Origin of the sequence: Caproicibacterium amylolyticum, from assembly GCF_014467055.1 — a bacterium.
GTDB lineage: Bacteria > Bacillota > Clostridia > Oscillospirales > Acutalibacteraceae > Caproicibacterium > Caproicibacterium amylolyticum.
In genome coordinates this window covers 2,875,960-2,902,363 of record NZ_CP060696.1, presented here as the reverse complement: position 1 = coordinate 2,902,363, position 26,404 = coordinate 2,875,960, and the positions used below count along the sequence as shown (strand labels likewise).

The window sequence follows — 26,404 nt, the reverse complement described above, 5'->3', positions numbered from 1 at the left end:
TAAAATTAAGATAATTAAAGAAAATGAAATAAATTTAACTTTTTCGTCTGCTGTCTATTGCAATTTGACATACTGTGCGGTATAATGTGAGCATAAAGATAGCAGATGGAATAAAAAGGGGAAGAAAATGATTATTTCTAACCAACAAAATCCCGAATATCTGCATCTGCAAATGTGTGCGAAGGAAGAACGCCGGGGCGCACGCAGGGCGGCCGGACTTTCCGGCTGGCTGGTGCTTGGTTCCATGGCACTGATGATCGTTGTTCAGCAGGCGCTGTATCTGCTATTGGACTTCGCCGGTGCACTGGACGGAGACAACAGCACCCTGTTGGAATATCTGGTTTCTTGTATCGGTTATTTGTTTCTGGCACTGATTCCAATGGCCTTTATTGTAAGCAATGAGTATCCTGCGGAGGAATTTCTGCCGTTTGGCAAACCGAAGCAGGTGGGACTTGGCGGCATCGACGTACTGCTGCTGTGTTCCGTGGGAATGATGCTTACGCTGGCGGCCAACTGGCCGACCGCGTTGGTGCAGCACCTGCTGCAGATGGTTGGCCTTTCCGGAACCGTTCCGGATATGCCGCTTAACCAATCGGCGGGCACACAGGTGTTTTACTTGGTGTATGGTACTGTGATTCCGCCGCTGGTGGAAGAAATCCTGTTTCGCGGTGCGGTGCTTGGATGTCTGCGCAGATGGGGCGATGGATTTGCGATTGCAGCTTCCTCCATTTTGTTTGGGCTGTACCACGGAAATGTTGGACAATTTGTTTTTGCAACATTGGTCGGGCTGGTTTTCGGTTATCTGCGGGTTCGCACAGGAAATATTCTTCCCTCAATGCTGCTGCACATGCTGAACAATGGCCTGGCAGCTGTGGCGGCCTTGCTGAACCAGAACTTTGGCGGTGAGACTTCCGGAATGTTTTCCACAGTTTATTTTATCGTTGTTTTTGCCTTGGCACTGGTACTTCTGCTCCTGCGTTTGATTCGCCAGAAAAAAGATGGTTTTCAAGTTTTCCACCTAGCCGAACGCCACATGGCTTCCACGCAGGCAGGACGGATGCGCGGGCTGGTTACTTCCGTTGGCAGCATTCTAATGGTCGTTTACGGTGTGGTAAGCAGCATTTCTAGGATGGTGCAGAGATGACGGATGAACAGTGTATGCGCCGGGCGCTTGAACTAGCGCAGCAGGCTGCGTCAGAAGGTGAGGTTCCGGTGGGCGCCGTTCTTACCAAAGACAGCGAAATTATTGCAGAGGGCCGCAACCGCAGAGAAAGCGGAAAAAATGCTTTGTGCCACGCAGAACTGGAAGCAATCAACGGTGGATGCAAAGCACTTGGCGGCTGGCGGCTTTGGCAGTGTACATTATACGTAACGCTGGAGCCGTGCCCCATGTGTGCGGGTGCAATCATCAATGCCCGTATTCCGCGGCTGGTGTTTGGTGCCAGCGATGCAAAAGCCGGTTCATGCGGTTCGGTTGTAAATTTGTTCAGCCTGCCGTACAATCATCACCCACAAATTGAACAGGGACTGCTGCAGGAAGAATGTGCGGCGGTTTTGAAACAATTTTTCAAAGACCTGCGTCATCGCAGAGAAAAAAGTTAGATTTTAAAAATAATGAGTTAAAATTACGGAGGGATGCCTTATGAAGAAAATCAACCTGAGATGTTTAGCGGCTTTCGTAGCGGCAGCCCTTTTTGCATCCTCTGCAGCCATTGTGCCGGCTAGCGCAGCTGAAAGTTCTGCCGCAGTACCTCAAAGCGTTGGTCAGCTGGCGGCAAACGGCGAGTATGTTTCCATGGACACCGACCACGCAGATTTGCAGGCACAGGCAGGCAAGGGTTTGCGTACAGCAATTACGCTTCCGGCAAAGTTCGACTTGCGCAGTGACAGCGGCGCGGCCCGTGTGACTACAGTCAAGGCACAGGGCGTGAACGGAACCTGCTGGGCCTTTGGCGCGATTGCTTCCGCAGAGTCCAATTTGCTGACAAATATGCTCAGCAGCGGTGTTAAGTTTTCCACAGCGGCACAGGCCAGCGCAGTGGTCGATCTTTCCGAGCGGCAGCTGGCGTGGTTCTCCTACAACGGCAGCAACAGCAGTGAAACCAGCAAATACGCCGGAAGTGATACATTCTCTGTTTCCAATCCGTTTACCGCAGGCGGTTCACGCGCCATTTCCGTTCCGACAATGGCCCGCTGGTACGGCGCTGCCGATGAAAAAGACCTGCCTTACCAGACAGACTCGAATGGCAATGTTATCAGTGTTTCCAACTCTTCGCTGCAGACAGTTTCCCGCGCGCATCTGAAGAATGCAGAATATCTGCCGGAACCTGTGCAGAATGGTGTGATTGATACGGCAGCCATTACCGCCATTAAGCAGGCAATTCAGGAAAACGGCGCGGTCAGCGTTGGCTATCATTCTCCCACTACCACAGCAGAAAACGCACAGTTCTACAATGCTTCTACCAGTGCTTACTGCTGCCCGTTTGATTATGCTTCCAACCACGAAGTCAGTATTGTTGGCTGGGACGACAATTATGCCCGCACGAATTTCAACGCCAGCTGCCGTCCGGCTAAAAACGGTGCATGGATCGTTAAAAACAGCTGGGGCACCGGTTCTTCCACCCGCGTTGGCAGGGACGGATACTTTTACCTTTCCTACTACGACCAGTCCTTCACCGATGCAACTTCGTTCCAAATGGAATCCATTAACTACAGTTCCTCCAATACCAGCCATGAATACAGCGACATCTATCAGTATGACGGCGTGGGTTTGGGTGCAGGCTGGTACACCATGAATCAGCCCACTTACTTCGCAAATGTTTTCACAGCGCGTGCGAACAGCACTCTTGAAGCAGTTTCCGCATACGCAATCGGCGCGAACAGCACGGTGACTGTGGATGTTTACAAAAATCCCACCTCCGGCAATCCCACCAGCGGCGAGCAGGTTGCTTCTGTAACTTGTCAGATGACCAATGCAGGCTACTACACCGTAGAATTGGGCAGCCAGTCCTGTGACTTGAATGCAGGTGATACTTTTGCAGTTGTGGAATCTTCCTCTTTCCAGCGTAATGGCAGCACACGCTATGCAATGCTGTATGAAACCGGCAAAACTTTAGGCAATATGAATGTGCAGGTTTCCTGCAGTGCCGGGCAAAGCTATATGTCCGTTAATGGCGGCAGTTGGGCAGACATGAGCACGAAGAGCGGCTTTAACGGCGACGGCAGCAAAGTTGGCAATGCAGTAATCAAGGCTTTCACAGCGGGGCGCGCAAATGCAGAAGCTGCTGACACACAAATCAACACGGTCAGTGCAACAAAGGATTTAGCAGTTGGCTCTACATATGTTTTTAACATAACCAGCAAATCCACGCCGACTTTCACAAGCAGCAATGATTCTACCGCGAAAGTTCGTCTTGTCAAGCGGGACACACAAACAGGTGTAACGCAGGTCGAAGTTTATGGGCATGGTCATGCTAATGAAATGGCAGAAATTTACATGACAGCTGATGGGAATACCCAGCTCTTGTGTACAGTTACACTTTTCAACCCACCGTTCACCAGTGATACAACTGTGAATTTTACGAAGCATGTTGGGGATACCTACTGCTTCCGCGTAATCCCGAATGACAGCAGCAAAGTACCCAGCTATACTTCCGGAAACGGCAGTATCCTGGCAACCGGCTACTCCGGCAGCAAGCGTCTGGCGGATGGGTCCATGGCGTACTATTACAAGTTTACCTGCAAATCCGTAGGTGAAGCCGGTATCTATGTAACCCTTGACGGTGTTCCGTACCGTGTGTTTTACTGCAACGTGCAGTAATTTAATAAGAATGTAAGGCTGCGGCAGAAGAAAGTTTTCTGCCGCAGCCTTTTTGTGCCTCTTGACCTGCGCTGTCGAAGGGCATTATAATAGGGAAGAATAGAATCTTTCTTGCAGGGCTTATTGTAAGGAAAAGGTGCGGTTTTTGTACAGGAAAGGGAAAAACATATGAAGAAGTTTCAAAAGGGAGCAGCAGTCTTTACAGCGTTGGCACTGATTTTGGCTGTCAGTGCTCCGGCCAGAGCAGCCGAGTCTATGCAGGGTTCACCTTATATTCAGGAGGGTGCCCTGCAGCAGCGCGATGGTTATCTTTCCATGGTTTCCAATCATGATGCGGTCGCGGCACAGACGGCGGGACAGCGCAAAGCGCAGGCTGCACTTCCGGCAAGCTATGATTTGCGTACACAAAACCGTGTGACTCCGGTAAAAGACCAGCTGTCCAACGGGACCTGCTGGGCTTTCGGTGCACTCAGTTCAGCAGAAAGCGATTTGCTGACCTACTTAAAAAGTATAGGAACTTCCTTTTCTTCCGTAAAGGCGGCCGGCCAGGCAGTTGATTTGTCGGAGAAACACTTGGTATGGTTTGCTTTTCATGGGCAAAACAGCAGTGCTGACAGTCAGTATGCAGGCGGTGATACGTTTACTACAAAAAATCCATTTACGATTGGTGGTTCCCGTGCAATATCCGTGCCAACACTGGCACGCTGGTACGGTGCAGCTGCAGAGTCTGACCTGCCTTACACAACGGATGGCAATGGCGTGCTGCAGAATGTGACGAACTCCTCGCTGCAGACAGTTTCCCGCTCCCACTTGGAAAACGCAGCCTTCCTGCCGGAGCCGGTGGTTTATGACCTGCAAAAAAATGGTTTGCCCGGCGAAATTACATACAGTGAATCAGCGCGCAGCGCTGTGAAAGAATGCATCCGTGACCGCGGCGCGGTCAGCGTTGGGTATCATGCACCAGCAGACACACTGGAGCAGAACCGCTTTTACAATCCAAGCACTTGCGGTTATTACTGCAATGACAAACAACTGTATTATGCAAACCATGAGGTGACATTGGTCGGTTGGGATGACAATTACGCAAAAGCAAACTTCATCAATGTTCCCCAGGGGAACGGTGCGTGGCTGGTGAAAAACAGCTGGGGCAGCAGTGAAACATGGCCTTCCGGCAGCAGCAGTGAAGGCGGCGTTGGCAATGACGGTTATTTCTATCTTTCCTATTACGATCTTTCTTTTTCGGAGCCGACTTTCTTTGACATGGAAAACACCGCGTACGCCGGAACAGCGACTAAGCATACCTACTCACAGATTTATCAATACGACGGCACAGGCGCCGGTGCTTCTACATGGAGTTCTGACACGCCGGTGAAATTTGCCAATTTGTTTACCGCACGTGAGGATACGCAGTTGCAGGCTGTTTCTGTGCAGGCGTTTAAAGCAAACGCGGCCGCGCAGATTGATGTTTACGTCAATCCGGAAAAGGGAAATCCGGAAAGCGGCGGCCATATGGCTTCCATGAAAGAACAATTTACGGATGCCGGCTATTACACAGTCAGCCTTGACAGCAGTATTCTGCTGAATAAGGGCGACACATTCTCTGTGGTGGAGAAGGTAAGCTATCCGGAGGATGGACAAACACGGTATGGCGTTCTGCTGGAAAGCAGCAGCGATACTCTGGCAGCTGACGGCTACGGTGTTACAGTCAGCTGCACGGCAGGCCAAAGTTATTATAATGAGGACAATGGAGGCTGGAAAGACCAGGCGGCTGACAGCATGCAGCTGACGCGCGGCAGTACGAGCGGAAACGCAATCATCAAAGCTTTTGGAAATGGCACAAGTGTAAAGACAACACAAACCGGGCAGGCGGTGCTGCCGCTGGGTTCCACCAGAGTATTCACCGTTACCAGCAAGACTCGCCCGCAAATGCTCTGCGGCAACGGTGCGGTTGCACAGCTGCATGTGCTGAAGGATTGGAATGCTTCAACAGGTGAAATGCAGCTTGAGGTTTACGGCTGCGGTCATTATGGAGAAGCAAGCGGCGTTTATGCGAATATCAATGGAGCAGCGCAGCGCTTGTTCACCGTATCTCTTGCAAAGGCACCCTTTACCAGTGACACGACCGTGGATGTAAAAATGCGTGTAGGACAGACTTATGCGTTCCGTATTATACCGGACAGCAGCACGGCTGTACCGATTTATACCGTTGGCAACGGCTCAGTGTTGGCTACCCGCTACAGCGGCAGTATTCGGCAGGCAGATGGCCGTACAGCGTATTACTATAGCTACCGCTGCCTCAAACAGGGCAATACGGGAGTTTACATTTCCATCGGCGGTCAGGCTTACCGTGTGTTCGCCTGCACAGTCGCTTAAAACAACAAAAAAGGACGGCCGCTGAAAAATCTCAGCGGCCGTCCTTTGTCATATAAAAAGGGGGAAAAAAGGCAAATTAATAATTTTCCGCGCGGCGTTCAAAGTATGCCTGCGGATGCTTGCACGCGGGGCACACTTTTGGTGCTTCGCGGCCAACATAGATGTATCCGCAGTTGCGGCATACCCAAACGGTTTCTTCCTCACACTTAAAGACAATGTCTTCTTTCAGATTGGCAAGCAGTTTGCGGTAGCGTTCCTCGTGGGACTTTTCGACGGTTGCAATCATACGCATGGTTGCAGCGATGGAGGTAAAGCCCTCTGCTTCAGCAGTATCCGCAAATTCCTTGTACATTTCAGTCCATTCATAATTTTCCCCTGCGGCAGCATCTGTCAGGTTGGTAATGGTATCCGGGACATTGTTGTCATGCAGAAGTTTGAACCAAAGCTTTGCGTGTTCTTTTTCGTTGTTAGCTGTTTCTTCAAAAATGGCTGCAATCTGCTCGTAGCCTTCTTTTTTTGCTTTGCTGGCGTAGTAGGTGTATTTATTGCGGGCCTGACTTTCGCCGGCAAATGCGGCAGCAAGGTTTGCTTCTGTTTTGCTTCCTTTTAATTCCATGACGGTATCCTCCTTTAAAACTCCATTATATGATTTACAGGAATAAACCAGTTTATCCCTGCAGGAATGGACAAAGATTAAAATTAAACATTGAAACGGAACAGCACAACATCGCCATCCTGCATTACATAGTCTTTGCCCTCACTGCGGACAAGGCCCTTTTCCTTAGCAGTGTTCATGCTGCCGCAGGAAATCAAATCATTGTAAGCGACCACTTCTGCACGGATGAAGCCGCGTTCAAAGTCAGAGTGAATCTTGCCGGCGGCCTGCGGTGCCTTGGTACCCTTGGTAATGGTCCAGGCGCGAACCTCCGGCTCGCCTGCGGTCAGGTAGCTGATCAGACCCAGCAGAGAGTAGGAAGCCTGAATTAGGCGGTCAAGACCGGATTCGGTCAGCCCCATGTCCGCAAGGAACAGTTCTTTTTCCTCCAGCTCCAGACCGGAAATTTCCGCTTCGATTTCAGCGCAGATGGGCAGCACACCTGCATGCTCCTGCTTTGCAATATCCTCCACTACTTTCAAGTAGGGGTTGTCATGAATGCCGTTTTTAAAGTCATCTTCACTCATGTTGGCGGCATACAGAATCGGCTTGTTTGTCAGCAGATTTACAGTAGCCAAAAGTGCGGTTTCATCCTCCGTGCATTCCACACTGCGGGCAGGTTTGCCGTTGTCCAGTGCTTCTTTTACACGCAGGAAGAAATCCAACTCCTCCTGATATTTTTTGTCCGCTTTAATCATCTTTTTGGTTTTGTCAATGCGGCGTTCCAGCACTTCCAAATCCGAAAGGATCAGTTCAACGTTGATGGTATCGATATCACGGGCAGGGTCAATGCTGCCGTCAACGTGTACAATATCATCATTTACAAAGCAGCGGACAACATGAATGATGGCATCCACCTCGCGGATGTTTGCAAGGAATTTGTTGCCCAGCCCCTCACCTTTGCTGGCGCCTTTTACAAGGCCGGCGATATCCACAAATTCAATGGTAGCGGGGGTGTACTTCTGCGGGTGGTACATTTCTGCCAGCTTGTCCAGACGCTTGTCCGGCACCGCAACGATGCCGACGTTTGGCTCAATGGTGCAGAAAGGGTAGTTGGCGCTCTGCGCGCCTGCGTTGGTGATTGCGTTAAAAAGGGTGCTTTTGCCGACGTTCGGCAAGCCCACGATTCCTAATTTCATGCAGTTCTTTCCTTCTTTTCCAGTGGAAAAACCGTGCTTTTGCGGTGCCGCAAAAGGCGGTTCTTTTCCAACAGTCTTTATATAATGAAAGTATACCATCCCCGCGTAAGAAACGCAAGAAGGAACCGGAAAGCAGAGGGAAAAAATGGCGCAGAAAAGCGCTGCTTCCTGTTTCAAACCGGAAGCAGCGCTTTTGCGTGAAAATCACGAGGCACGCACGTGATATTTATTCTGAAAGTCTTCATTGGACATGGTGAACAGCAGGATTGCCTCTACCAGAGCAACTGCATAAACAATGCCCCAAATCCAACCCGTCCAGCCAAGTGTGATCAGCAGGAACAGAGAAACAATGCCCCAGCCCCACTGCCCGGTGTAAAATTTGTGGATACCGAAAGGCCCGAGCAGCAGGCAAAGCACAGCGGCGGCAACCCGATTGCGTACAGGAGTCATGCTGCCGGGGACAAAGTATCCGTCAAAATGACCAAAGACACGGTTTACTTGACCAAACGGATACTGCGGGGCGGCGGGTCGGGCTGCATAAGGAACCTCACCCTGCTGCTGGCCAAAACCGTAACCCGGCTGCTGGTAGGGCGGCTGATTGTCGGCCGGAGCTGCACCCGGCTGCTGGCCAAAGCCGTAACCCTGCTGTTGGTAAGGCGGCTGGTTGCCAGAGGGAGCAGCGCCCGACTGCTGATAGGATGATGTTTGTGCACTGCCTTCCGGTTGGAAGGGCTGTTGCGGAGCGTCTGTATGGCTTCCTGCGGGGGCATTTGCCTCCGGTTCAGCAGAAGCGGCAGTTTGCTCCACGGAATTCGCGTTAACAGCGGCAGGCTCCGCATCTGTAACTGCGGGAGTTGGTTGTGCGGCAGCCGAATTGGAAGCTGCTGTGGTTGTTACTGCTGCTTCCAGTAAAACGCCGCACTGCTCGCAGTAGCTGGAATCTGCTGGGTTGGCAGCACCGCAGGAAGGGCAGATTTTTTTATTATCCATATTTAAGAAGCTCCTTTCAGCCAAAACGTATAAATATTATTTTAAGTTTACCATATTTCAGTGAAAAAGTGTAATACAAATTGTAAACAGCACAAAATTAATCTGTTGGCGGCAGCAATGAGATAAATTCACGCCAATCAGAGAGTTTGGTGCAGGGAGCTTTTGGCTGGCGGCACTGCTCAAAGTCATTTTGGAAGCGGTACCAGAAAGCACGCATCCCGACGCCGGTCGAGCCTTCGACGTCGCAGATGGGGTTGTCGCCGCAGAACCAGGTATCCCCGGCGGAAGTTCCCATTTTGTGCAGAGCAAGGTTAAAATAGCGGGCATGCGGTTTGCGGAAAGCATATTCGCTGCTGGCCAGAATAAAGCGGAAAGGGTCATCCGGGAAGCAGGCATGCAGGCGCCGTTCCAGTGTGGCACCGGTGAAACAAAGGTTGCTGACGACCCCAAACGGGATAGCACGTTTTTGCAGCGCACGCAGAACCTCTTTTATGTAAGGAGCCGGTGAAGCGGGGGAGGAAACATCCCAGTACAGCTGCTCTGTCTGCAAATCGCTGAGGCTGAGGGTAATATCCAGTGTTTCCAGCAGGTAGCGCTGCAGAGAGAGATACCAAGTTTCCAGAGGGTCGTCCTGCTCCGGATTAAACCAGCCTAAATCCCGCTCTACCTGCTCAGAAAGATTGGCCATCTGTGCCGGCGTGATTTTTCGGGGATTGCTGACCGCATACTGCAGGATGGCGGCAAAACCTTTTTCAATGTCTGCGGGTGGTTCTGTGCACAAAGTCATGCCGTAATCAAATAGAACTGCTTTTGGGTACTGCATGGGATTCCTCCTCAAGGTTTATTAAACACTTTTTGAAAATTAATGAAAACTGTTCCTAATAATTCTTTCATCGTCTTGGTTTATTCTGAAAGTTTTGTTACAATAGGGAAGAGAAAGTCTTTTTTTATCATCATGATAGCATTTTTACGGAGGAATAGCAATGACAGAGAAAGTCGTTTTTACACAGACCGTTACGGAAGAAATGCTGGCTGTGAACGTCGGCAGCGGCAGTCTGCGCGTGTTGGCAACTCCAACCGTGTGCGCGCTTTTTGAGAAAGCAGCGGTACAGCTGGCACAGCAGTTTTTGCCGGAAGATCAGACCACTGTGGGCTGTTCCATCAGTGTGGAGCACACCGCACCCACCCCGCTGGGGATGCAGGTCACCATTACAGCAGAGATGACCGCACACGAGGGCCGCAATTTTTCATTTGAACTGATGGCTGAGGACGAAGCAGGCGTTTGTGCTTCCGGTACACACAGCCGTGTAGCGGTCAGCAGTGAGCACTTTCAGCAGAAAGCAGATGCCAAGGCAAAGTGACCTTGCGTACAGATTTGCAAGAAAATAGAATGGCCGCCTAATTCAGTTGCTGAATCAGGCGGCCGTTTTATGTAAGCTTTACAGAAAGCGCGGCGAGCGCCTGCCGCAGTGCCGCGTGGTCGCGGAGGGTGCTGTCAAAGTAAAAAGTATGCATGCCCATCCGGTTTGGAACAACCAGATTTTTCTCGCGGTTGTCAATGAAAAAACATTCCTCCGGGGAAACGTGCAGACTTTCAACAGCTTTTTCAAAAATGGTGGAAAATGTTTTGCCGGAACCGACACTGGCCGAAACTGTTATGGAATCAAAAAGGCGTTTCCAACTGTGCTGTGTGGCAAGCAGCTCGGTTCGGTCATTGGCATTTACGGTAATGATGCCTGTCTGATAGCCGTTCTGTTTGAGCTGGGCGGCAAGCGCCTCCGTTTTTGTGTCAATCGGTGTGTGAAGAAAAGCTTCTTCCAGCAGGGAAAAGTTCAAGCGGCGGCCAAGCCTTTGGCAGAGTGTTTCCCAAATATCAAGGTGTGAGCAGGTGCCAAGATAAAGGCCATCACTCAGTTTGTCATATTCTGTTTCAAAAACTGCTTTGTCAATGCCGGTTTGACCGCAGACCCAGCGGCTGGTGGAAGTGAGATCATCTGCGTCTGTGGTCAGGACGCCGTCAAGGTCAAAAAACACTGCTTTTATCATAACGGCTCCTTTCAGGAAACACTGCTGCCTGGTTGCGAGGATGCGGAAGAAACGCCGGAGGAAACTGCGGAGGGAGCGGGCAGCTCTTTAAAAACAATTTTCCGGCCCTCTGCCGTCTGCTGCAGCAGTTCCGAGAGATTTGTTTTTGCTTTTTCGGCTGCTTCTTTCAGCAGTCCCTGGCTGGTTGCCTTCTGTTCCATTTTTGTTTTTTCTGTTGCAGCGAAATTGGTGTAGTCCTTCACACTGATGGGATTGAAGATGTTTTTGGTTTCGTCATAAACTTCTATGCTGCCCTCATCAATTTCATGTGAAAGCACTTTTGCCGCAGGAAGAGTAAGTGTAACAGTGCTGTCCGTTACGGACACTTCTGCATTGTTCATATCTACGCCGGCTTTGATGGTGCCATCGTATGTAATGAGAAAACTTTTGGTGGTGAACGGAATTTCGTAGCCGTAAAAATCATTGGACTGCGAAAATTTTCCGACATTGGTGTACATATATTTCACAGTGGAAAGCTCATTGATGCGCAGAATTTTTTCCTTTACAACGGTGCTGGTGACCTGCGCTTCACCGCCGGTACGTTTGGCGCGCCCAACGGTAACGAAAATTGCGGAAACCGCTACAGCGGTAGCCACAACTGTGACGAGCAGCAGCTTAGCTGTTCTGCCCAAACGCAGTTTCCTTTGTCCCTTCATTGCTGCCTCCTAATCTTAGCCACGCATTTCACAGGGAAATGCCGCTTTTTGTCGTTTTAAATTCTATTATAGCGGATTTAAGGCCAGAAAGCCAGAAAAAAAGACGACGGCAAAGTGTTTTTTACACATTTGCGAGCCGTCATTTAAATTTTACACTTGTTTGGTTCTCTTGCTAAACCTGATTGGAAAGCGGGGGAAAATCAAATCCTGCAAACTCCAAAAATTTACGCAAAATCGCAACCCAGTCATAGGTTTCTTCCGCAAAGTTTCGTTCCTCAAGGACAGTGCGCGGGTCACGGCGGCAGCTAAGCACAAATTGTGCCAGCCGTTCCATGTCCACCGGCGTTTCGTCATTCGGGACACGCAGTGCCCAAGCAACGTCGCCGGGCAGGGAATCGTCATCATAAGCATACAGAAACGGCAGCCCAACGGCGGCGTATTCACGTGCCTTTAAAGACGAGCAGCGGGTAATGCCGCGGCGGAAACAGCCCAGGGTGGAAATGCCGACATCCGCGCGGTTGTAAAAAACCTGCAGGTCGTTTCCCGTTTTAAAGCCGGGCATTTCCACGCGGTCAGCAAGCCCAAGTGTTTCTACCGTTTTGCGGAACTCCGGCATTTCTTTTGCATCACCGCCGACCAGTGTAAAGCGAAAATCATACTGCGGTTTTTTGTTCTTCGCGTAGTAATTATGCATTCCCTGCAGCACACGGTCATATGCCTGCCACCAGAGGGTTCCGGCAACACCAATCAGCTGAATGGTGCTGCCGCTTTTTGGCCATGGAACGGCCGGCAGCGCATCGCAGTTAATGCCGTTGGTTGCGTTCATTGCTTTTACGCCGTAAAAAGTTTGGGCATCGTCGCCAAATAGAATGACGGCATCGCAAAGGCCGCGCAGCTTAGACCCGGCAAGCTGGTCCTGCGCTGCACGCAGGTTTACTTTCACCGCCGAAACAGCACGCTGAACCTTGTTTTCAACAAAACGGTAGGAATTTCGGTAGGTGTCAAGGTAGGGATAGTTCGGAATTTCCAAAATGATTTTCTGGACACCGGCGGCACGGGCGGTGCGCAGCAGCTGGACAACGCCGAAGTCAATCATGTCCAACCGTACATACAGTACATCATAAGTATGATGCTGCAGGTGCTCTGCCGCAATTTCATAAAACCGTTTCATAATGCCGTGTTCAGCACTGATGGGAACGGTTTGGCTGACATTGCCCTGAAAGCGGAAATTGTTTCCCTGCCAAAGAGAGTAAGTCACGCTGAAACCGAGTTTGGCAAAAGCGGCAGACTGCCCTCTGATTTTTTTTACAACACCGGCATATAGTACAGAATCTTCCTGAAAAGTCAGATAAAGCAGCTTCAAGTTTTTGCCCCCTAGTTCAGCATTTTCTTTTTAAAATTCAGCAGACCGGCGGAGTTTGGGGCTGTGCCAAACCAAGCTCGGCAGGATTCAGCTGGCCTGCGTTGATTGCGCGGTCACGGGCAAAGATGTAAAGTTCTGCGCGGGCGCTCTGCACATAGGGCAGAAGGAATGTATGGCTCAGGCCGAGCGTCAGCCAGGAAGTGATGCCAACCAACAGATACCACCAGAAGAAGGAGAGGTCAAAAATAAAAATGCGGCCTTTTTCACCATTGGTGAGCATGCGGCTGATTTCACGTGCGCGGGTGCCGGTGAGATTCGGATTGTCAGAAAGCAGAAATTCGACATAATAATATTGATAACGCTTTACAATGCCCGGAATAATGAACAGGAGCGCCCACAGTGAGCAGAAAAGATCAGTCACAAACAGTGCGCCAACGGTGTTGAGCCAGTTGTTCTGAAAGCCGGAGAACAAAGTGGAAAAATTGGTGTCATCAAAGCGTTTGTGGACATAATAGCGGCTGGAACCAACACGCATGGCCGCACCGACAAAAATGCGCAGCAAAATTGCCAGCAGGGAAAGCCCGGAAAGCTGAGCAGCCATGCGGAGAATCATTTGGCCCATGTAAGTCCAGACGAGGTCATAGGCAGAGGAGTCATAACCGTAGTACGGCAGGTAATCCGAATATTGCATCAGCTGGGTGAAGTTCAGGAACATGCTGCGGTACAGTGAATAGGAGTATGCGTAGGTGATGACGGAAATAATCGCGCCTGCCAGCAGAGAAGCCACCAGGGATACCGCAAAACTGAGCCAATATTTGTTGCGCAGGGATACTTTTGCGTTTTCTTTTAGAATAGAACGCTGCCAATACATAATGAATCTCTCCCTTATGGAAATAAATTTGCCGATATTTCTATTTTATACGAAGTTGGCGAAAGATGCAAGGAGAAACTGGGAGTGCAACAAAAAACATAGAAAAAAGGGCCTGCGCAGATTCCTGCGGCAGACCCTTTAATTATACAAAAATTAGTCAGCGTACTTGTCTTCGTTCCAAGCGTACATTTTACGCAGTTCTGCACCGACTTTCTCCAGTTGATGCTCTGCGCCCATGCGGCGGCATGCGTTGAAGTGGCTGCGGCCGTTCTTGTTTTCTGCAATCCACTTGGAAGCAAAAGTGCCGTCCTGAATCTCGGTCAGGACCTGCTTCATTTCTGCCTTTGTTTCCGGAGTGATCAGGCGCTTGCCGGTTTCGTAGTCGCCGTACTCAGCGGTGTCGGAAATGGAGTAACGCATGAAGCTGAAGCCGCCTGTGTAAATCAGGTCAACAATGAGCTTCATCTCATGGATGCACTCGAAGTATGCGTTCTCCGGCGGATAACCAGCCTCAACCAGTGTTTCAAAGCCGGCCTTCATCAGGGCAGTTACACCGCCGCAAAGGACAGCCTGCTCGCCGAACAGGTCAGTTTCTGTTTCAATCTGGAAGGTTGTTTCCATCAGAGCTGCACGGGCAGCGCCTAGGCCTGCGCCGTAAGCCAGAGCAATTTCCAAGCAATGGCCGGAAGCATCCTGCTGCACAGCGACCAGAGCCGGGGTGCCCTTGCCTTCGACAAATTCGCTGCGGACTGTGTGGCCCGGAGCCTTCGGAGCAATCATGAATACGTCAACATCTTTCGGCGGCTTGATCTGGCCGAAATGAATGTTGAAGCCATGTGCGAAAGCAAGTGCTTTGCCGGCGGTCAGGTTGGGTTCAATGTCCTTTTTGTAAATATCGGCCTGCTTCTCATCAGGGGTAAGCACCATGATAATATCAGCTGCTTTTGTTGCCTCTGCGGTGGTCATGACCTTGAAGCCCATGTCTTTTTCTACATGCTCCCAACGTTTGCTGCCCTTGTACAGGCCAACGATGACGTTGACACCGCTGTCACGCAGGTTCAGTGCGTGTGCATGACCCTGGCTGCCGAAGCCAATGACAGCTACGGTCTTTCCTTTAAGTACGTTGATGTCGCAGTCTGCGTCGTAATAAATCTTTGGCATTGTTGTGTTCCTCCTTGACTTGCTTTACTGCAAGAGATGTTAATGTATACGGAACTCTTGGAGCAATCCAACCAAGACTCGCCCCCGCCAGCGCCGGGCGCTCCTCTTCGTAAAAGAAGCTCTGGAAAGAGTTAGGTTGCTTTCATTGATTAAAGACATTATAGCCGCTATTAAAAAAATAAACTGTAAACCAGTTTACAGTTTAAAGCGAAAAATTAAATTATTTTTTCAAATCCCTGCATTTTTCCCGGAGTGTTTCAAAACGGCGGTGGAACGGCTGCCTTTTTCAATGGCAATGGTTCCGGCACGAACAATTTCTTTAAAGCCGAACGGCCGCAGCAGGTCAATGATGGTTTCTGTGCGGTCGTCGGTGTCGCAAAACTCCAGTGTCAGGCTGGTGGTGGTAACATCCACAATGCGGGCCTGCATCAGTTCCGCAATCTTCATGACATCGCCGCGCTCCTGCGTGCGGCAGTTCACCTTAATGAGCGAAAGCTCACGCGAAATGAATTTGTCCGGTTCCAGTACCTTAACTTTGATGACCTGAATCAGCTTGTTCAGCTGTTTTTCCACCTGTTCCACCATGTGTTCATCGCCGTTGACCACAATCGTAATGCGGGAAACCGTGGAATCATCGGTTACACCGACTGCGAGGGAGTCAATGTTGAAGCCACGGCGGGAGAAAAGCCCCGCCACCTTGGAAAGAATACCTGGTTGGTTTTCCACTAGAACGGAAAGCGTATATTTCATGCTGCCGCCTCCCTTAAATGGTCGGTGTGGCGGGGTCTACCCGGCACACCAGAATGTATGGTTCGCTGCACTGCAGCATTTCCTTTGCCTGCTCTTTTGCCTGTGCATTGCTGCAGGCCAAGGAAGCGCGGATGCCGTAGCTTTCCGCCAGCTTGACAAAGTCGGGGGCGCCGTCTTTCAGCGAAGTGCCGATGTGACGGCTGCCGTACTGCTTATCCTGCACCTCTTTTACCATGCCGAGTACACCGTTCTGCATGATAATGATTTTAATATCCGTATCGTTTTGAATCAGCGTGCCAAGTTCACACATGGCCATCTGGAAGGAACCGTCGCCGCACACGGCAACCACCTGACGGTTCGGCTTTGCCATTTTCGCGCCGAGTGCGGCGGGAATGGCGTAACCCATGGTGCCAAGGCCGCCGCTGGTCAGGAAGCGGCCCTCTTTTACGTTAAAGTTGCGTGCTGCCCAAATCTGATTTTGTCCGACGTCTGCCACCAAAATGGCGTTTTCCTCCATCATGGCGGAAAGGTCACGGATGAACACACGCGGTTCCACAGAATCCTCCCGCGGTTCGCCGCGCGGCGGGAACTGATTTTTGTAGTCCAGCACTTTTTGCTTCCAGGCTTCTGGAACCGTGTCGGTCACCTGTTCGGTCATGCTCTGCAGTACTTGACGCACATCGCCGACGATGGGGATATCCACCGGCATATTTTTACCGATTTCCGCCGGGTCAACATCAATATGAATGATTTTTGCCTTTTCCGCAATTTGCTGCGGTGCGGAAACCGCGCGGTCACCCACGCGCGCACCGCACAAAATCACAAGGTCAGCCTGCTGCATGGTCAGGTTTGCGCTGGTGCGCCCGTGCATGCCAATCATGCCCATATAATAATCGCTGTTCATTGGTGTAACGCCGATGCCCATCATCGTTGCACAGACCGGAATCCCGCTTTTTTTGGCGAACGCCGTCATTTCCTCACGGGCGTTTGCCAGCACCACACCGCCGCCGCAGCAGATAATGGGCCGCTCGGCTTCCTCAATGGCTTTCAGTGCCTTTCTTACCTGCAGCGCGTGCCCCTGCGTGCGGGGCTTGTAGCCGCGGATGTCAGCTTCTTCAGGGTAAGACCAGCTTTTTACCTTTTGGTTTTGCACATCGCAGGGAACGTCAATCAGAACCGGTCCGGGTCGGCCGGTAGCGGCAATGTGAAACGCTTCCTTAAAAATACGCGGGAGGTCTGCGGCATCTTTCACCAGATAGCTGTGCTTGGTAAAGCTTTCGCACGCACCGGTAATGTCCGCTTCCTGAAATACATCGCGGCCCAGCAGCCACGAATTTACCTGGCCGGAAATAATCACCAGAGGAATCGAATCCATGTATGCGGTGGCAATGCCGGTAATCAGATTGGTTGCGCCGGGGCCGGAGGTCACCACGCACACACCGACCTTGCCGCAGGAACGGGCATAACCGTTTGCCATGTGTGCAGCGTTTTGCTCCTCACGCACCAAGATGTGCTGGATTGCGGACGGGATCAGACAATCATAAAACGGACAGATGGCAGCACCCGGATAGCCAAAAACGAGGTGAACATCCTCGTTTTCCAGACACTTGACCATAATTTCAGCGCCGCTTGCCAAAATGGACGCCCCCTCTTTTCTAAGATTTAAAATTTGTATTGATTATAAGCGCAAAAACAAAACGCGTCAATACGCGAAATGCAGCGTTCCCTGCGGCACTATCTTGCGGGGCATTCTGCCCCACGCCCTGAGTAACTTTCTGTATCAGCAGAAAGTTACCAAAGACAGACAAGGGCTTGCAGCCCTTGACCCGCTGGGTAAAGTTTGCCGAATTGGCTTTACAGGCCGCGCGGGAAGAAAACACCGAAACCGGTGCTCAGCACCGGTTTTCTGCTTGTGTGCGCCCGCAGGTCAAGAACGGTTACTTTTCGACGTTCATCTGGTTCATCGCAAGACCGGTAATCAGTTTCGGGTAGAAATAAGTGGACTTCTGCGGCATTTTTTCACCGGCGGCGGCAACGTTGCGGATTTCCTGCACGCGGGTAGGATTCATCAGGAACGCACACTGGCTCTTGCCATCCTGTACGCTGGCAATGGCTTCCGCAAAATCGCGTGTGTAGGAAAGGTTAATCTGCTGTGCCATGTTTTCTTTGTCAATGCCCAGCACTTTTTCCAGCACCAGAGAGTGCAGAACGGAAACGTCCAGCCCCTGACTTGCGGCGGACTTTCCGGGCAGGACGGATTCCATGACGGAAAGGTCTTTGAGCACCAGCAGGTCCCAGTCATTTCCGCCGCAGTAGCAGGCAAAGGCTTTCTGACTGGCAGCATAGCAGGCATCCAGTTTTTCCTGAATGGTCTGGGTGCTTTCCTCGCGGGTAACGGTGAAGTGGTCTTTGCAGCCGGCAAGCAGTTTTTCGTGGTCAAATCCGGCAAGACCGTGTACCAGACGGTGGGTGGGGAACACCACCAAGCCAGGGTCTTCCATGTCGACCAGCATCATCATGCAGTAGTCCGGTTCCGCGGAAATGATGCCCTCATCGCGGCAGTGGTTGCGGAAATTCAGAGCGGTTTCGTAGCGGTGGTGGCCGTCGGCTATATACAGCTTGCGCTTTGCAAAGTCGTCGCAGATTGCTTCAATGGCAACCGGATCGTTGACAATCCACAGGCGGTGGGTGACAGCGCCGTCAGAAAATTCATAGCGCGGGGTGTCCTTGCTCAAAGCGTCAATGCGGGAGCGGGTAACGTGTTTCTTGTCCATATAAAGGGAATAAATCTGGCTGAAATTGCAGAAAGTTGTCTGCATCAGGTTGAAGCGATCCTGCTTTGCCTTGCTCAGTGTTTCTTCATGCGGCAGAATTACGCCGTTTTCAAAGGGCTCCAGCTTTACGCGGCAGATAAAGCCTTTTACACGCTTTGTCTGGCCGTAAGCGGTGAATTCTTCCTCATAAATATACAGGCCGGGCTGGGTGTCCTGCTGCAGGATGCCGGATTTTTCCCATTCTTTCAGTGCTTTTCCGGCTTCTGCGTAGGGTTCTGTACCGCGGGGCAGCTCCAGACGAATGACATTGTATGGATTTTCGGCAAGATATGCTGTACGCTCGTCCTCACTTATGATATCATAAGGCGGGCAGGTGAGCTTTTGGATGTCACCGGCTTTGTCGGAATAGCGCAGTGCACGAAACGGTTTGATAACGGCCATAAAATTCCCCTCCAGACAAATTCTTAACAGCGTTCCCACACGGCGAAAATGACGCGCGACAGCTGTAAATATTCATTTTTGTATGCTATCATTGTATACGCAAGAGAAGATTCCGTCAAGTAAAGCACAGAAATTTAAAGCAGAAAAATAAAACCTTTTAACTGGATATCACGCGAACTTCACACAACGTTCAGATTAGAAAGATATACTATAAAAACCACTGAATTAATTTCTGCGCAGATACTGCCGACTCAAAGTGTTTTTGGTGTGTCGGCGGACAGAAAATGTTCCTGATAAGCCTTACCAAAGCAGGTGGGGAGAAAAATAAAGGAGTTGGAAACGGATGATTGAAGTCAGCCACCTCACAAAACGATACGGCCCGAACACGGCCCTGCAGGATGTGAGCTTTGCTGTAGAGGGAAGCGGCGTTGTGGGCTTTTTGGGCCCGAACGGCGCGGGTAAATCCACAACCATGAACATTGTTACAGGGTATCTTTCTGCAACGAGCGGCACGGTTGTAGTTGAAGGACACGATGTGCTGGAGGATGCCGATGAGGCAAAAAGCAACATCGGCTACCTGCCGGAGCTGCCGCCGCTGTACATGGATATGACGGTTGAGGAGTACCTCGGCTTCATTTTTGACCTGAAAAAAGTGAAGAAGTCCAAAAAAGAGCATATCGGCCAGATCTGCCGCCGCACGGGCATTGAGAAGGTGTACACACGCCTGATCGGCAACCTTTCCAAAGGCTACCGCCAGCGCGTTGGGTTGGCGCAGGCGCTGCTGGGCGACCCGCCGGTGCTGATTCTGGACGAACCGACAGTTGGTTTGGACCCGAAGCAGATTATTGAAATCCGCAATTTGATTAAAACACTGGGAAAGAGCCACACCGTTATTCTTTCCTCCCATATCCTGCAGGAAATCGAGGCAACCTGCGGGCGCATCATCATTATTAACAACGGCCGTGTGGTGGCCGACGGCACGCAGGCAGAATTGGCAAAACAGGTTGAGCCGCAGCGCCTGATTGTGGAAATCGAGGCACCCAAAGACGAAGCACAGCAGGCACTGCGTGCGCTGCCGCATGTAGAAGGCATTGAGCAGGAAGCCGCAGGCGCTGAGGACGGCATCTGGCGCTTCTCTCTCAAGGAGCATGATGACGCCCGCCGCGAAGTCTTTCACCTTTGCTGCGACCGGAACTGGACGCTTCTGTCTATGTCCGCCCGCCGGAACACGCTGGAAGATATCTTCCTGCGCCTGACCAGCGGTACTGTGGATGACCGCATGGCGGACCACAGCAAAAAGAACAAAGGCAAAAAAACACGCAGTGTTGTGGCAAACGCGGTAGGCTACAATGTGCCGAAGACCGATGTGGAACTTGCCCGCGAAAGCGAAAAGGCAGAAAAGCCTGCAGCAGAAGCTGCAGAGCCGGAAACAGAGAAGAAGGAGGAGAACTGAAATGGGTGCTGTTGCAAAAAAAGAACTGAGGCAGTACTTTCACTCGCCAGTGGCATATGTCTGCATTGGTGTGATGATGGCGCTGTTCGGATATTTCTATACACAGGTGTTTATGTCCGGCAGTTCCTCCAATGTCTCATATGTTTACAGCAATATGTTTATGTGGTGCATGCTCATCATCCCGATCTTGACCATGCGCACCCTGAGTGAGGAGCGCCGCAGCAAGACTGACCAGGCGCTGCTGACCGCGCCGGTGAGCACGATTTCCATTGTAGTGGGTAAATTTATTGGTTCTTTCGTGATTTATGCAATCGCCATGACGCTTTCTTTAATTCCGGCGGTGGTGCTGATGTTTGTTGCACAGCCAAACATGGGCATGATTTTCGGTGATTACTTAGGCGCACTGTTCTTTGGCGCGGCAATGACGGCAATCGGCATTTTTATTTCTTCCCTGACAGAAAACCCGATTGTTGCGGCTATCGGCAGCCTTGGCATTGCCATTTTCCTGATGGTGATCGATTCCATCGCAACGGCAGTGAACAATGCTGTGCTTTCCAAAGTCGTTACATGGATTTCTTTCTCCAGCCGGTACCAGCAGTTTACTTCCGGCACGTTTGATATTGCTGCGGTGGTGTTCTTTGTGTCCATTACGGCGGCACTGCTGTTTCTGACCGGTCGGCGGCTGGAAAGCCGCCGCTGGCACTGAGGAGGGAAGATAAACAATGAACAAGCGTTCCGAGAAAACAACAGAACTGAAAAAATCAGAATATGTGAAGGATAAAGAGGAAAAGGCGGCACAAGAAGCCGAAATGGAGCGCCGCCGTACCCAAAAAGAAGCAAAGAAAAACAGCAGGAAGCCGCTGAAAGAAAAGCTGAAATCCCAGAAATTCCGCCACGGAACCACTGCCAGTGCCATTACAGCGCTGGGGCTGGTGATCCTTGTGCTGGTGAATGTGGTGGTTTCCGCATTGGGCAGCAAGTTCCCGAGCATGAACATTGATATGACGACCGGCAACGTCAATTCCCTGAGCGACAGCGTTAAAGCGGTTGTGGACGGTGTGAAGCAGAACACCACACTGACCATTATCGGTACGGAAGAGCAGGTGAAAAACAACCAGCTGCTTTCTTCCAGCGTTAAGTACAGCCAGGTGGGCATCATCGCCGGCAAGATGTCGGAGCGCAACAATAAGATCTCTGTTGCTTACATGGACCTTGACAAAAACCCCACCTTTGCCAGCAAATATTCCGAAGATAACCTTGCAAAGGGCGACGTTGTGGTTACTGCGCCAAAGAATTCCTATGTGGTAAAGTCCACCGATTTATTTAATGTTTCAAGTGACAGCCAGACCGGTACGCAGCAGATTTACACACAGGTTGGTGACGCACTGGCTTCCGGCATCAGCAACGCAAACAGTGAAAATACCCCGGTCATTGCGTTTGAAACCGGCCACAGTGAGCAGCTTTCTTCCGATGCGGTAACCGCACTGAAAAAACTTTACACCAGCAACCAGTTTACAAATAAGGATTTCAGCCTGCTGACTGATAAGATTCCGGACAACGCACAGTTGGTGTTCATTGGCGCACCAAAAACGGATTACACCGATGCTGAAATCAAGAAACTGGATGAGTTCCTTGCTTCTACCAGCAGCACAAAGGACCGCGGTCTGGTGCTGACGACCCACATCATTGACCCCGAAAAAATGCCGAAGCTTGCCGCTTTTCTGAAAGAGTGGGGCATTACACTGGCAAATCAGGTGGTCATGGAATCTGACGCAAGCAAGTACGTGATGCAGCAGCCGAGTTATCTGCTGGCGCAGGCAGGCACGGATGTAACGCTGAATAAGAGTTCCTCCTACAGCAATCTGCTGACACCGCTGGCACAGGCAATGACGCTTTCCAGTTCCGTCAGCGGTGTTACCGCCAGCGCATTGCTGAAGTCCAACGATACCTGCTATACCGTCAGTCCAACAGAGAATACAGATTCTTCCGCAGCAAACAAGACAAAGGCAGCTTCCGTTATTGCGGCAATAGGCGAAAAGACAGTCGGCAAGGCGAAAGCAAGCGTGGCAGTCTGCGGCAGTTCTGTTTTCTTTACAGACGGCATTATTAACACGAACACCTACAGCAACGGCACGTGGACTGCCGACCTTGCAAAGTACATGACCGGCACCACCAGCACCGGCGCGGTTACGATTACTCCAGTACAGACCAACACAGCGGATATTTCCCTTTCCAGCGCTGCCAGCAGTATGGTGGGCCTGCTCATCTTTACGATTGTGCTGCCGCTTTGCTGCTTTGCAATCGGAATTGTGGTTTACAGAAAAAGGAGGAAGCTCTGATGAAGCACCCAAAACGGACGCTCATTGCTCTGCTGATTTGTGTAGTCGGCTTGGTGGCCGTCCTGCTGGGTCTGCACTTTGCCCCAACGGGGGGAAGCAGCAGTTCGTCAGAATCCGACCTGCAGACCACTTCTCTTTACAGCCATAAGGACAGCAACCTTATCAGCATGACTGTAAAAAATGCAGCTGGAACTTACACCATTGTTCCGGATAAGGAGGCGACTGCAAAGGCGGCCTCCGAGGCGGCGGCTTCCGCAAGTGCAGCGGCCGCTTCGACTTCCTCTGCCGGCAGCAGCTCTGCTTCTTCCGCTGCACAGACAAAAACTGTTTTTAAGATCAATGAACTTTCCGGTTTGATCACCAATTCCGAGACTATTGGTACTGCTGCGCAGGACGGCTACAGCCTTTCTGCACTGAAAACGATCGGCTCTGCCGAGTCACTGGCGGACTATGGCTTGAAAGACCCGGCGGCTACCTTTACCAGCACATTTTCCGACGGCAGCAAGGTAACCGTGCTGATTGGCAACGAAACACCGCTGGATACTTCCGCACGCTATGTAAAGCTGGAGGGTAAGGAAACCATTTACGCCGCTACGATTGCAGAAAACCTGACGAAGGGTATCAGTTCTTATATTTCCACGCAGGTAACCAGTATTCCGACGGTTTCCTCTGCTCCGTCCACTGCGTCCGGCACTGCTGCGACTGCAGCATCCTTTACAAAGATCGATATTAGGAATGCAGGCGGTAGTTTCGGGCTGGCGCGTTCCGGCAGCAACTGGCTGGTGAACAGCCGCCCTGCCGACAGTACCAAAGTGGAAACTCTGACCAGTGCGCTTTCCTCAATCAGCGCTTCCAGTGTGGAGGCACTGGATCCGACGGCAGACCAGCTGAAAAAGTACGGGCTCAGCAGCCCGGCTTCTGAACTGACCTATACATCGGCAAGCGGCACGGGAACCATTTTGGTCGGTTCCCTGAAAGCTGCCGATACCAGCAGCACTGCCAGCAGCGAAAGTGACAACGGTACTTACTATTATGTGATGCTGAAGGGCGGCCGGATGGTTTATTCGGTCAGCAGCAACGGCATGCCTTGGCTGACAGAAAAAACCTTTGACCTGCAGCGTATGACTCTGGTAACCAGTGCGCAGACGCAGATTTCCGGCGTTTCCCTGCAGGGCAGCGGAGCAGATTACCAGATGGTCGTATCGCGTACCAAAAACGAAAGCTCTTCCACAGAGGATGTGCCGTCCTACACTTACACAACACAGCTTAACGGCAAGAAGCTTTCTGACGAAAAGACCTTTGCGGTGTTTTACAGCAAGGTCACCAGTATGAAGATACTGGAGGACAGCACAGACGCGCCCTCCGGCAGTCCAGCTTACACATTGACCCTCAACGGCTTTGACGGAGAAGCCCGCCAGATATATCAGTTCTATAAAGCGAGTGAACGCCGCTATCTGGTTACGGCCAACGGTGTTGCCTGCGGACTGGTAAACAGTACAGATGTAGATGCACTGCTGACTGCTGCAAAAGCAGTAAAATAAGCGCTGTACGTGTAAAATGAAAAAGGACGCTTTGGAAATTTTCCAAAGCGTCCTTTTTATGTATCAGTAATCTTTGATTTTTGAAGAAAAGAGGATTTACTGTACTTTTTCAGGAAAACCAGCAGGAACATTCCCACAAAGCTGCCGATTGCCACAGCAAGCAGGAAAATGCCACTTAAAAATCCGGCGGCAACGACCCCGTTGCAGGAGGAAGTTTCCTATTCGATCAGCATCTGAAATACATCCGGTGCGGCAGATGAGCTGAATTAGCTGTTCCAGCGCTTCCCCCTTTGTTTTGGGACAGGCGTTTGAGTCAAATGCATCGGGACTGAGAAGCTCCTGAATGTGCATAAAAGCACGTCCTTTCTATTTCAGCCAAGCGGAGCAATTTTTTCAGGAAATGTGACAAATTTTCTTTATCAAAAACAGAATAGCATCAAATTTTGCAAAGGTCAATTCCGGAAAATTGCAATCACCGCCAAAATATGATACACTCAAAAAAGAAAAATGCAGGAACAGACCGGCGGCTGTGCAAAAAGCAGCAGCGGCAGAAACTGAGGAAAGCAGGGTGGAAAAATGGCACAGTTATGGGGCGGAAGATTTACAAAGGAAACAGACAAGCTGGCGTATGCATTTAATGCATCCATTTCTTTTGACCAGCGGCTGCTGCCGCAGGATATTGCGGGCAGTCGGGCGCACGTGAAAATGCTTGCCAAACAGGGTGTTTTAACAGAAAAAGAACGGGACGCGGTTCTTGCGGGCCTAGAAAGCATTTTGGCTGACGTGGAAGCCGGAAAACTCGAAATTACCGACAAATATGAGGACGTGCACAGCTTCGTGGAAGCCAATTTGATTGACCGGATCGGCGACCCCGGCAAAAAGCTGCACACCGGCCGCAGCCGCAATGACCAGGTTGCGCTGGACATGAAACTTTACGTGCGGGACGAAATTGCAAATATTGACGAGGAACTTGCCGAACTGCTGGGTAACCTGCTGCAGCAGATGAAAGCAAATATTGACACATTTATGCCCGGATTTACCCATTTGCAGAAGGCACAGCCGACGACACTGGCGCACCACCTTGGCGCGTATTTTGAAATGTTCCGCCGCGACCGCGGCAGACTGGCAGATGTGAAAAAGCGGCTGAATCTCTGCCCGCTGGGCAGCGGTGCGCTTGCCGGAACCACTTACCCGCTTGACCGCGCCTATACGGCACAGCAGCTGGGTTTTGATGGCCCGACCCGCAACAGCATGGATTCTGTTTCCGACCGCGATTATGTCATTGAGCTGCTCTCTGCGCTGTCGCTCGTGATGATGCACCTGAGCCGCTTCTGCGAAGAAGTCATTTTGTGGAATTCCAACGAGTACCGCTTTGTGGAGATTGATGACGGCTACAGCACAGGCAGCAGCATTATGCCGCAGAAGAAAAATCCGGACATTGCGGAGCTGGTGCGCGGCAAAACCGGCCGTGTATACGGCGCTTTGACTTCCATGCTGACCACCATGAAGGGTATCCCGCTTGCGTATGACAAGGATATGCAGGAAGACAAGGAATTCACGTTTGATGCAATTGATACGGTCAAGGGCTGTGTGAGGCTGTTCAGCGGCATGCTCAAAACCATGCGTTTTAACAAGCCACGCATGGAGGAAAGTGCCAAGCACGGTTTTACCAACGCAACAGACGCGGCAGACTACCTAGTGAACCACGGCGTGCCGTTCCGCGACGCACACGGCATTGTTGGGCAGCTGGTGTTGTACGGCATTGAACACAACAAAGCGCTGGATGATTTTACACTGGAAGAATTCAAGGCGGTAAGCCCCGTGTTTGAGCAGGATATTTACGAAGCCATCAGCCTGAACACCTGCGTGGAAAAGCGCAACACCATCGGCGCGCCCGGCCATGCGGCGATGCAGGCGGAGATTGTGGAAGCAGAAAATTATTTAAAGCAGAAAGTATAAAAATACACTTTGCACAAAAAACAGCGAACCCAAT

23 protein-coding genes are annotated in these 26,404 nt (G+C 51.0%); 10 read left to right on the top strand and 13 right to left on the bottom strand.

Going from position 1 to position 26,404, the window contains the following annotated elements; all coding sequences use genetic code 11:
• The first annotated feature begins 127 nt into the window (after nucleotides 1–127).
• The 4 genes from H6X83_RS13990 (at nucleotide 128) to H6X83_RS13975 (ending at nucleotide 6,193) form a co-directional block, all read left to right on the top strand.
• Nucleotides 128–1,144 (top strand): CPBP family intramembrane glutamic endopeptidase, encoded by a 1,017-nt coding sequence (locus H6X83_RS13990; RefSeq protein WP_212507065.1) that lies wholly within the window; start codon nucleotides 128–130, stop codon nucleotides 1,142–1,144.
• Nucleotides 1,141–1,602, top strand: coding sequence for a tRNA adenosine(34) deaminase TadA (tadA, locus tag H6X83_RS13985; protein ID WP_212507064.1), 462 nt, complete (start codon nucleotides 1,141–1,143; stop codon nucleotides 1,600–1,602). Before H6X83_RS13990 ends, tadA begins: the two co-directional genes overlap by 4 nt.
• Nucleotides 1,603–1,642: 40 nt before the next feature.
• Nucleotides 1,643–3,820, top strand: a complete 2,178-nt coding sequence (locus tag H6X83_RS13980) for a C1 family peptidase (RefSeq protein WP_212507063.1) — start codon at nucleotides 1,643–1,645, stop codon at nucleotides 3,818–3,820.
• 168 nt (nucleotides 3,821–3,988) lie between these two features.
• Nucleotides 3,989–6,193 carry a C1 family peptidase gene (locus H6X83_RS13975; protein ID WP_212507062.1) on the top strand — a complete coding sequence of 735 codons (2,205 nt, stop codon included), beginning with the start codon at nucleotides 3,989–3,991 and terminating at the stop codon, nucleotides 6,191–6,193.
• Nucleotides 6,194–6,269: 76 nt separating this feature from the next.
• On the opposite strand, the gene rbr is transcribed toward H6X83_RS13975, so the two are convergent.
• The 4 genes from rbr to H6X83_RS13955 form a co-directional block, all read right to left on the bottom strand.
• Entirely contained in the window at nucleotides 6,270–6,809 is a 540-nt protein-coding gene (gene rbr / locus H6X83_RS13970) for a rubrerythrin (RefSeq protein WP_212507061.1), read from the bottom strand.
• Nucleotides 6,810–6,892: 83 nt separating this feature from the next.
• Nucleotides 6,893–7,987 carry a redox-regulated ATPase YchF gene (ychF, locus tag H6X83_RS13965; RefSeq protein WP_212507060.1) on the bottom strand — a complete coding sequence of 365 codons (1,095 nt, stop codon included), beginning with the start codon at nucleotides 7,985–7,987 and terminating at the stop codon, nucleotides 6,893–6,895.
• A 204-nt stretch (nucleotides 7,988–8,191) separates the two neighbouring features.
• Complete coding sequence (locus H6X83_RS13960; RefSeq protein WP_212507059.1) at nucleotides 8,192–8,977, bottom strand: NINE protein; 786 nt, start codon at nucleotides 8,975–8,977, stop codon at nucleotides 8,192–8,194.
• A 97-nt stretch (nucleotides 8,978–9,074) separates the two neighbouring features.
• Complete coding sequence (locus tag H6X83_RS13955; RefSeq protein WP_212507058.1) at nucleotides 9,075–9,800, bottom strand: HAD family hydrolase; 726 nt, start codon at nucleotides 9,798–9,800, stop codon at nucleotides 9,075–9,077.
• A gap of 160 nt (nucleotides 9,801–9,960) precedes the next feature.
• Here H6X83_RS13955 and H6X83_RS13950 point away from each other — a divergent pair, with 160 nt between their 5' ends.
• Nucleotides 9,961–10,338: a thioesterase family protein gene (locus H6X83_RS13950; RefSeq protein WP_212507057.1), complete on the top strand. Its 378-nt coding sequence runs from the start codon at nucleotides 9,961–9,963 to the stop codon at nucleotides 10,336–10,338.
• 67 nt (nucleotides 10,339–10,405) lie between these two features.
• Here the strand turns inward: H6X83_RS13950 and H6X83_RS13945 are convergent, their stop codons facing one another.
• From H6X83_RS13945 to H6X83_RS13910, 8 genes are all read right to left on the bottom strand, one after another.
• Nucleotides 10,406–11,023: an HAD family hydrolase gene (locus H6X83_RS13945; protein ID WP_212507056.1), complete on the bottom strand. Its 618-nt coding sequence runs from the start codon at nucleotides 11,021–11,023 to the stop codon at nucleotides 10,406–10,408.
• Nucleotides 11,024–11,034: 11 nt separating this feature from the next.
• Complete coding sequence (locus tag H6X83_RS13940) at nucleotides 11,035–11,718, bottom strand: DUF4230 domain-containing protein (RefSeq protein WP_212507055.1); 684 nt, start codon at nucleotides 11,716–11,718, stop codon at nucleotides 11,035–11,037.
• Between the two features lie 172 nt (nucleotides 11,719–11,890).
• The gene (locus H6X83_RS13935) at nucleotides 11,891–13,081 is read right to left on the bottom strand and encodes a glycosyltransferase (protein ID WP_212507054.1); all 1,191 of its coding nucleotides are present in this window, start codon (nucleotides 13,079–13,081) and stop codon (nucleotides 11,891–11,893) included.
• 37 nt (nucleotides 13,082–13,118) lie between these two features.
• A complete protein-coding gene (locus tag H6X83_RS13930; RefSeq protein WP_212507053.1) occupies nucleotides 13,119–13,952 on the bottom strand; it encodes a DUF975 family protein in 834 nt (277 codons plus the stop codon).
• Nucleotides 13,953–14,105: 153 nt separating this feature from the next.
• On the bottom strand, nucleotides 14,106–15,113 hold the full coding sequence (gene ilvC, locus H6X83_RS13925) for a ketol-acid reductoisomerase (RefSeq protein ID WP_212507052.1): 1,008 nt from the start codon (nucleotides 15,111–15,113) through the stop codon (nucleotides 14,106–14,108).
• 228 nt (nucleotides 15,114–15,341) lie between these two features.
• Nucleotides 15,342–15,863 carry an acetolactate synthase small subunit gene (gene ilvN, locus H6X83_RS13920; protein WP_212507051.1) on the bottom strand — a complete coding sequence of 174 codons (522 nt, stop codon included), beginning with the start codon at nucleotides 15,861–15,863 and terminating at the stop codon, nucleotides 15,342–15,344.
• 13 nt (nucleotides 15,864–15,876) lie between these two features.
• On the bottom strand, nucleotides 15,877–17,499 hold the full coding sequence (gene ilvB, locus H6X83_RS13915) for a biosynthetic-type acetolactate synthase large subunit (RefSeq protein ID WP_212507050.1): 1,623 nt from the start codon (nucleotides 17,497–17,499) through the stop codon (nucleotides 15,877–15,879).
• A gap of 301 nt (nucleotides 17,500–17,800) precedes the next feature.
• Nucleotides 17,801–19,078 carry a DUF1015 domain-containing protein gene (locus H6X83_RS13910; RefSeq protein ID WP_212507049.1) on the bottom strand — a complete coding sequence of 426 codons (1,278 nt, stop codon included), beginning with the start codon at nucleotides 19,076–19,078 and terminating at the stop codon, nucleotides 17,801–17,803.
• A gap of 343 nt (nucleotides 19,079–19,421) precedes the next feature.
• Here H6X83_RS13910 and H6X83_RS13905 point away from each other — a divergent pair, with 343 nt between their 5' ends.
• Genes H6X83_RS13905 through H6X83_RS13890 form a run of 4 tightly spaced genes read left to right on the top strand, consistent with a single transcriptional unit; the run spans nucleotide 19,422 to nucleotide 24,411 of the window.
• The gene (locus tag H6X83_RS13905) at nucleotides 19,422–20,531 is read left to right on the top strand and encodes an ATP-binding cassette domain-containing protein (protein ID WP_212507048.1); all 1,110 of its coding nucleotides are present in this window, start codon (nucleotides 19,422–19,424) and stop codon (nucleotides 20,529–20,531) included.
• 1 nt (nucleotide 20,532) lies between these two features.
• The gene (locus H6X83_RS13900) at nucleotides 20,533–21,237 is read left to right on the top strand and encodes an ABC transporter permease (protein WP_212507047.1); all 705 of its coding nucleotides are present in this window, start codon (nucleotides 20,533–20,535) and stop codon (nucleotides 21,235–21,237) included.
• Nucleotides 21,238–21,253: 16 nt separating this feature from the next.
• On the top strand, nucleotides 21,254–22,870 hold the full coding sequence (locus H6X83_RS13895) for a motility-associated ABC transporter substrate-binding family protein (RefSeq protein ID WP_212507046.1): 1,617 nt from the start codon (nucleotides 21,254–21,256) through the stop codon (nucleotides 22,868–22,870).
• Nucleotides 22,870–24,411 carry a DUF4340 domain-containing protein gene (locus H6X83_RS13890; RefSeq protein WP_212507045.1) on the top strand — a complete coding sequence of 514 codons (1,542 nt, stop codon included), beginning with the start codon at nucleotides 22,870–22,872 and terminating at the stop codon, nucleotides 24,409–24,411. The genes H6X83_RS13895 and H6X83_RS13890 overlap by 1 nt, the downstream gene beginning before the upstream one ends.
• A gap of 96 nt (nucleotides 24,412–24,507) precedes the next feature.
• Here H6X83_RS13890 and H6X83_RS13885 read toward each other — a convergent pair whose 3' ends face one another.
• Entirely contained in the window at nucleotides 24,508–24,762 is a 255-nt protein-coding gene (locus tag H6X83_RS13885) for a hypothetical protein (protein WP_212507044.1), read from the bottom strand.
• A gap of 225 nt (nucleotides 24,763–24,987) precedes the next feature.
• Between H6X83_RS13885 and argH the strand changes: the two genes are divergently transcribed.
• On the top strand, nucleotides 24,988–26,370 hold the full coding sequence (argH, locus tag H6X83_RS13880) for an argininosuccinate lyase (protein ID WP_212507043.1): 1,383 nt from the start codon (nucleotides 24,988–24,990) through the stop codon (nucleotides 26,368–26,370).
• The last annotated feature ends 34 nt before the right edge of the window (nucleotides 26,371–26,404 follow it).

Coding starts and splice junctions, on each gene's coding strand:
- H6X83_RS13990 (WP_212507065.1), top strand. CDS start 128: ATGATTATTTCTAACCAACAAAATCCCGAATATCTGCATCTGCAAATG.
- tadA (WP_212507064.1), top strand. CDS start 1,141: ATGACGGATGAACAGTGTATGCGCCGGGCGCTTGAACTAGCGCAGCAG.
- H6X83_RS13980 (WP_212507063.1), top strand. CDS start 1,643: ATGAAGAAAATCAACCTGAGATGTTTAGCGGCTTTCGTAGCGGCAGCC.
- H6X83_RS13975 (WP_212507062.1), top strand. CDS start 3,989: ATGAAGAAGTTTCAAAAGGGAGCAGCAGTCTTTACAGCGTTGGCACTG.
- rbr (WP_212507061.1), bottom strand. CDS start 6,809: ATGGAATTAAAAGGAAGCAAAACAGAAGCAAACCTTGCTGCCGCATTT.
- ychF (WP_212507060.1), bottom strand. CDS start 7,987: ATGAAATTAGGAATCGTGGGCTTGCCGAACGTCGGCAAAAGCACCCTT.
- H6X83_RS13960 (WP_212507059.1), bottom strand. CDS start 8,977: ATGGATAATAAAAAAATCTGCCCTTCCTGCGGTGCTGCCAACCCAGCA.
- H6X83_RS13955 (WP_212507058.1), bottom strand. CDS start 9,800: ATGCAGTACCCAAAAGCAGTTCTATTTGATTACGGCATGACTTTGTGC.
- H6X83_RS13950 (WP_212507057.1), top strand. CDS start 9,961: ATGACAGAGAAAGTCGTTTTTACACAGACCGTTACGGAAGAAATGCTG.
- H6X83_RS13945 (WP_212507056.1), bottom strand. CDS start 11,023: ATGATAAAAGCAGTGTTTTTTGACCTTGACGGCGTCCTGACCACAGAC.
- H6X83_RS13940 (WP_212507055.1), bottom strand. CDS start 11,718: ATGAAGGGACAAAGGAAACTGCGTTTGGGCAGAACAGCTAAGCTGCTG.
- H6X83_RS13930 (WP_212507053.1), bottom strand. CDS start 13,952: ATGTATTGGCAGCGTTCTATTCTAAAAGAAAACGCAAAAGTATCCCTG.
- ilvC (WP_212507052.1), bottom strand. CDS start 15,113: ATGCCAAAGATTTATTACGACGCAGACTGCGACATCAACGTACTTAAA.
- ilvN (WP_212507051.1), bottom strand. CDS start 15,863: ATGAAATATACGCTTTCCGTTCTAGTGGAAAACCAACCAGGTATTCTT.
- H6X83_RS13910 (WP_212507049.1), bottom strand. CDS start 19,078: ATGGCCGTTATCAAACCGTTTCGTGCACTGCGCTATTCCGACAAAGCC.
- H6X83_RS13905 (WP_212507048.1), top strand. CDS start 19,422: ATGATTGAAGTCAGCCACCTCACAAAACGATACGGCCCGAACACGGCC.
- H6X83_RS13900 (WP_212507047.1), top strand. CDS start 20,533: ATGGGTGCTGTTGCAAAAAAAGAACTGAGGCAGTACTTTCACTCGCCA.
- H6X83_RS13895 (WP_212507046.1), top strand. CDS start 21,254: ATGAACAAGCGTTCCGAGAAAACAACAGAACTGAAAAAATCAGAATAT.
- H6X83_RS13890 (WP_212507045.1), top strand. CDS start 22,870: ATGAAGCACCCAAAACGGACGCTCATTGCTCTGCTGATTTGTGTAGTC.
- H6X83_RS13885 (WP_212507044.1), bottom strand. CDS start 24,762: ATGCACATTCAGGAGCTTCTCAGTCCCGATGCATTTGACTCAAACGCC.
- argH (WP_212507043.1), top strand. CDS start 24,988: ATGGCACAGTTATGGGGCGGAAGATTTACAAAGGAAACAGACAAGCTG.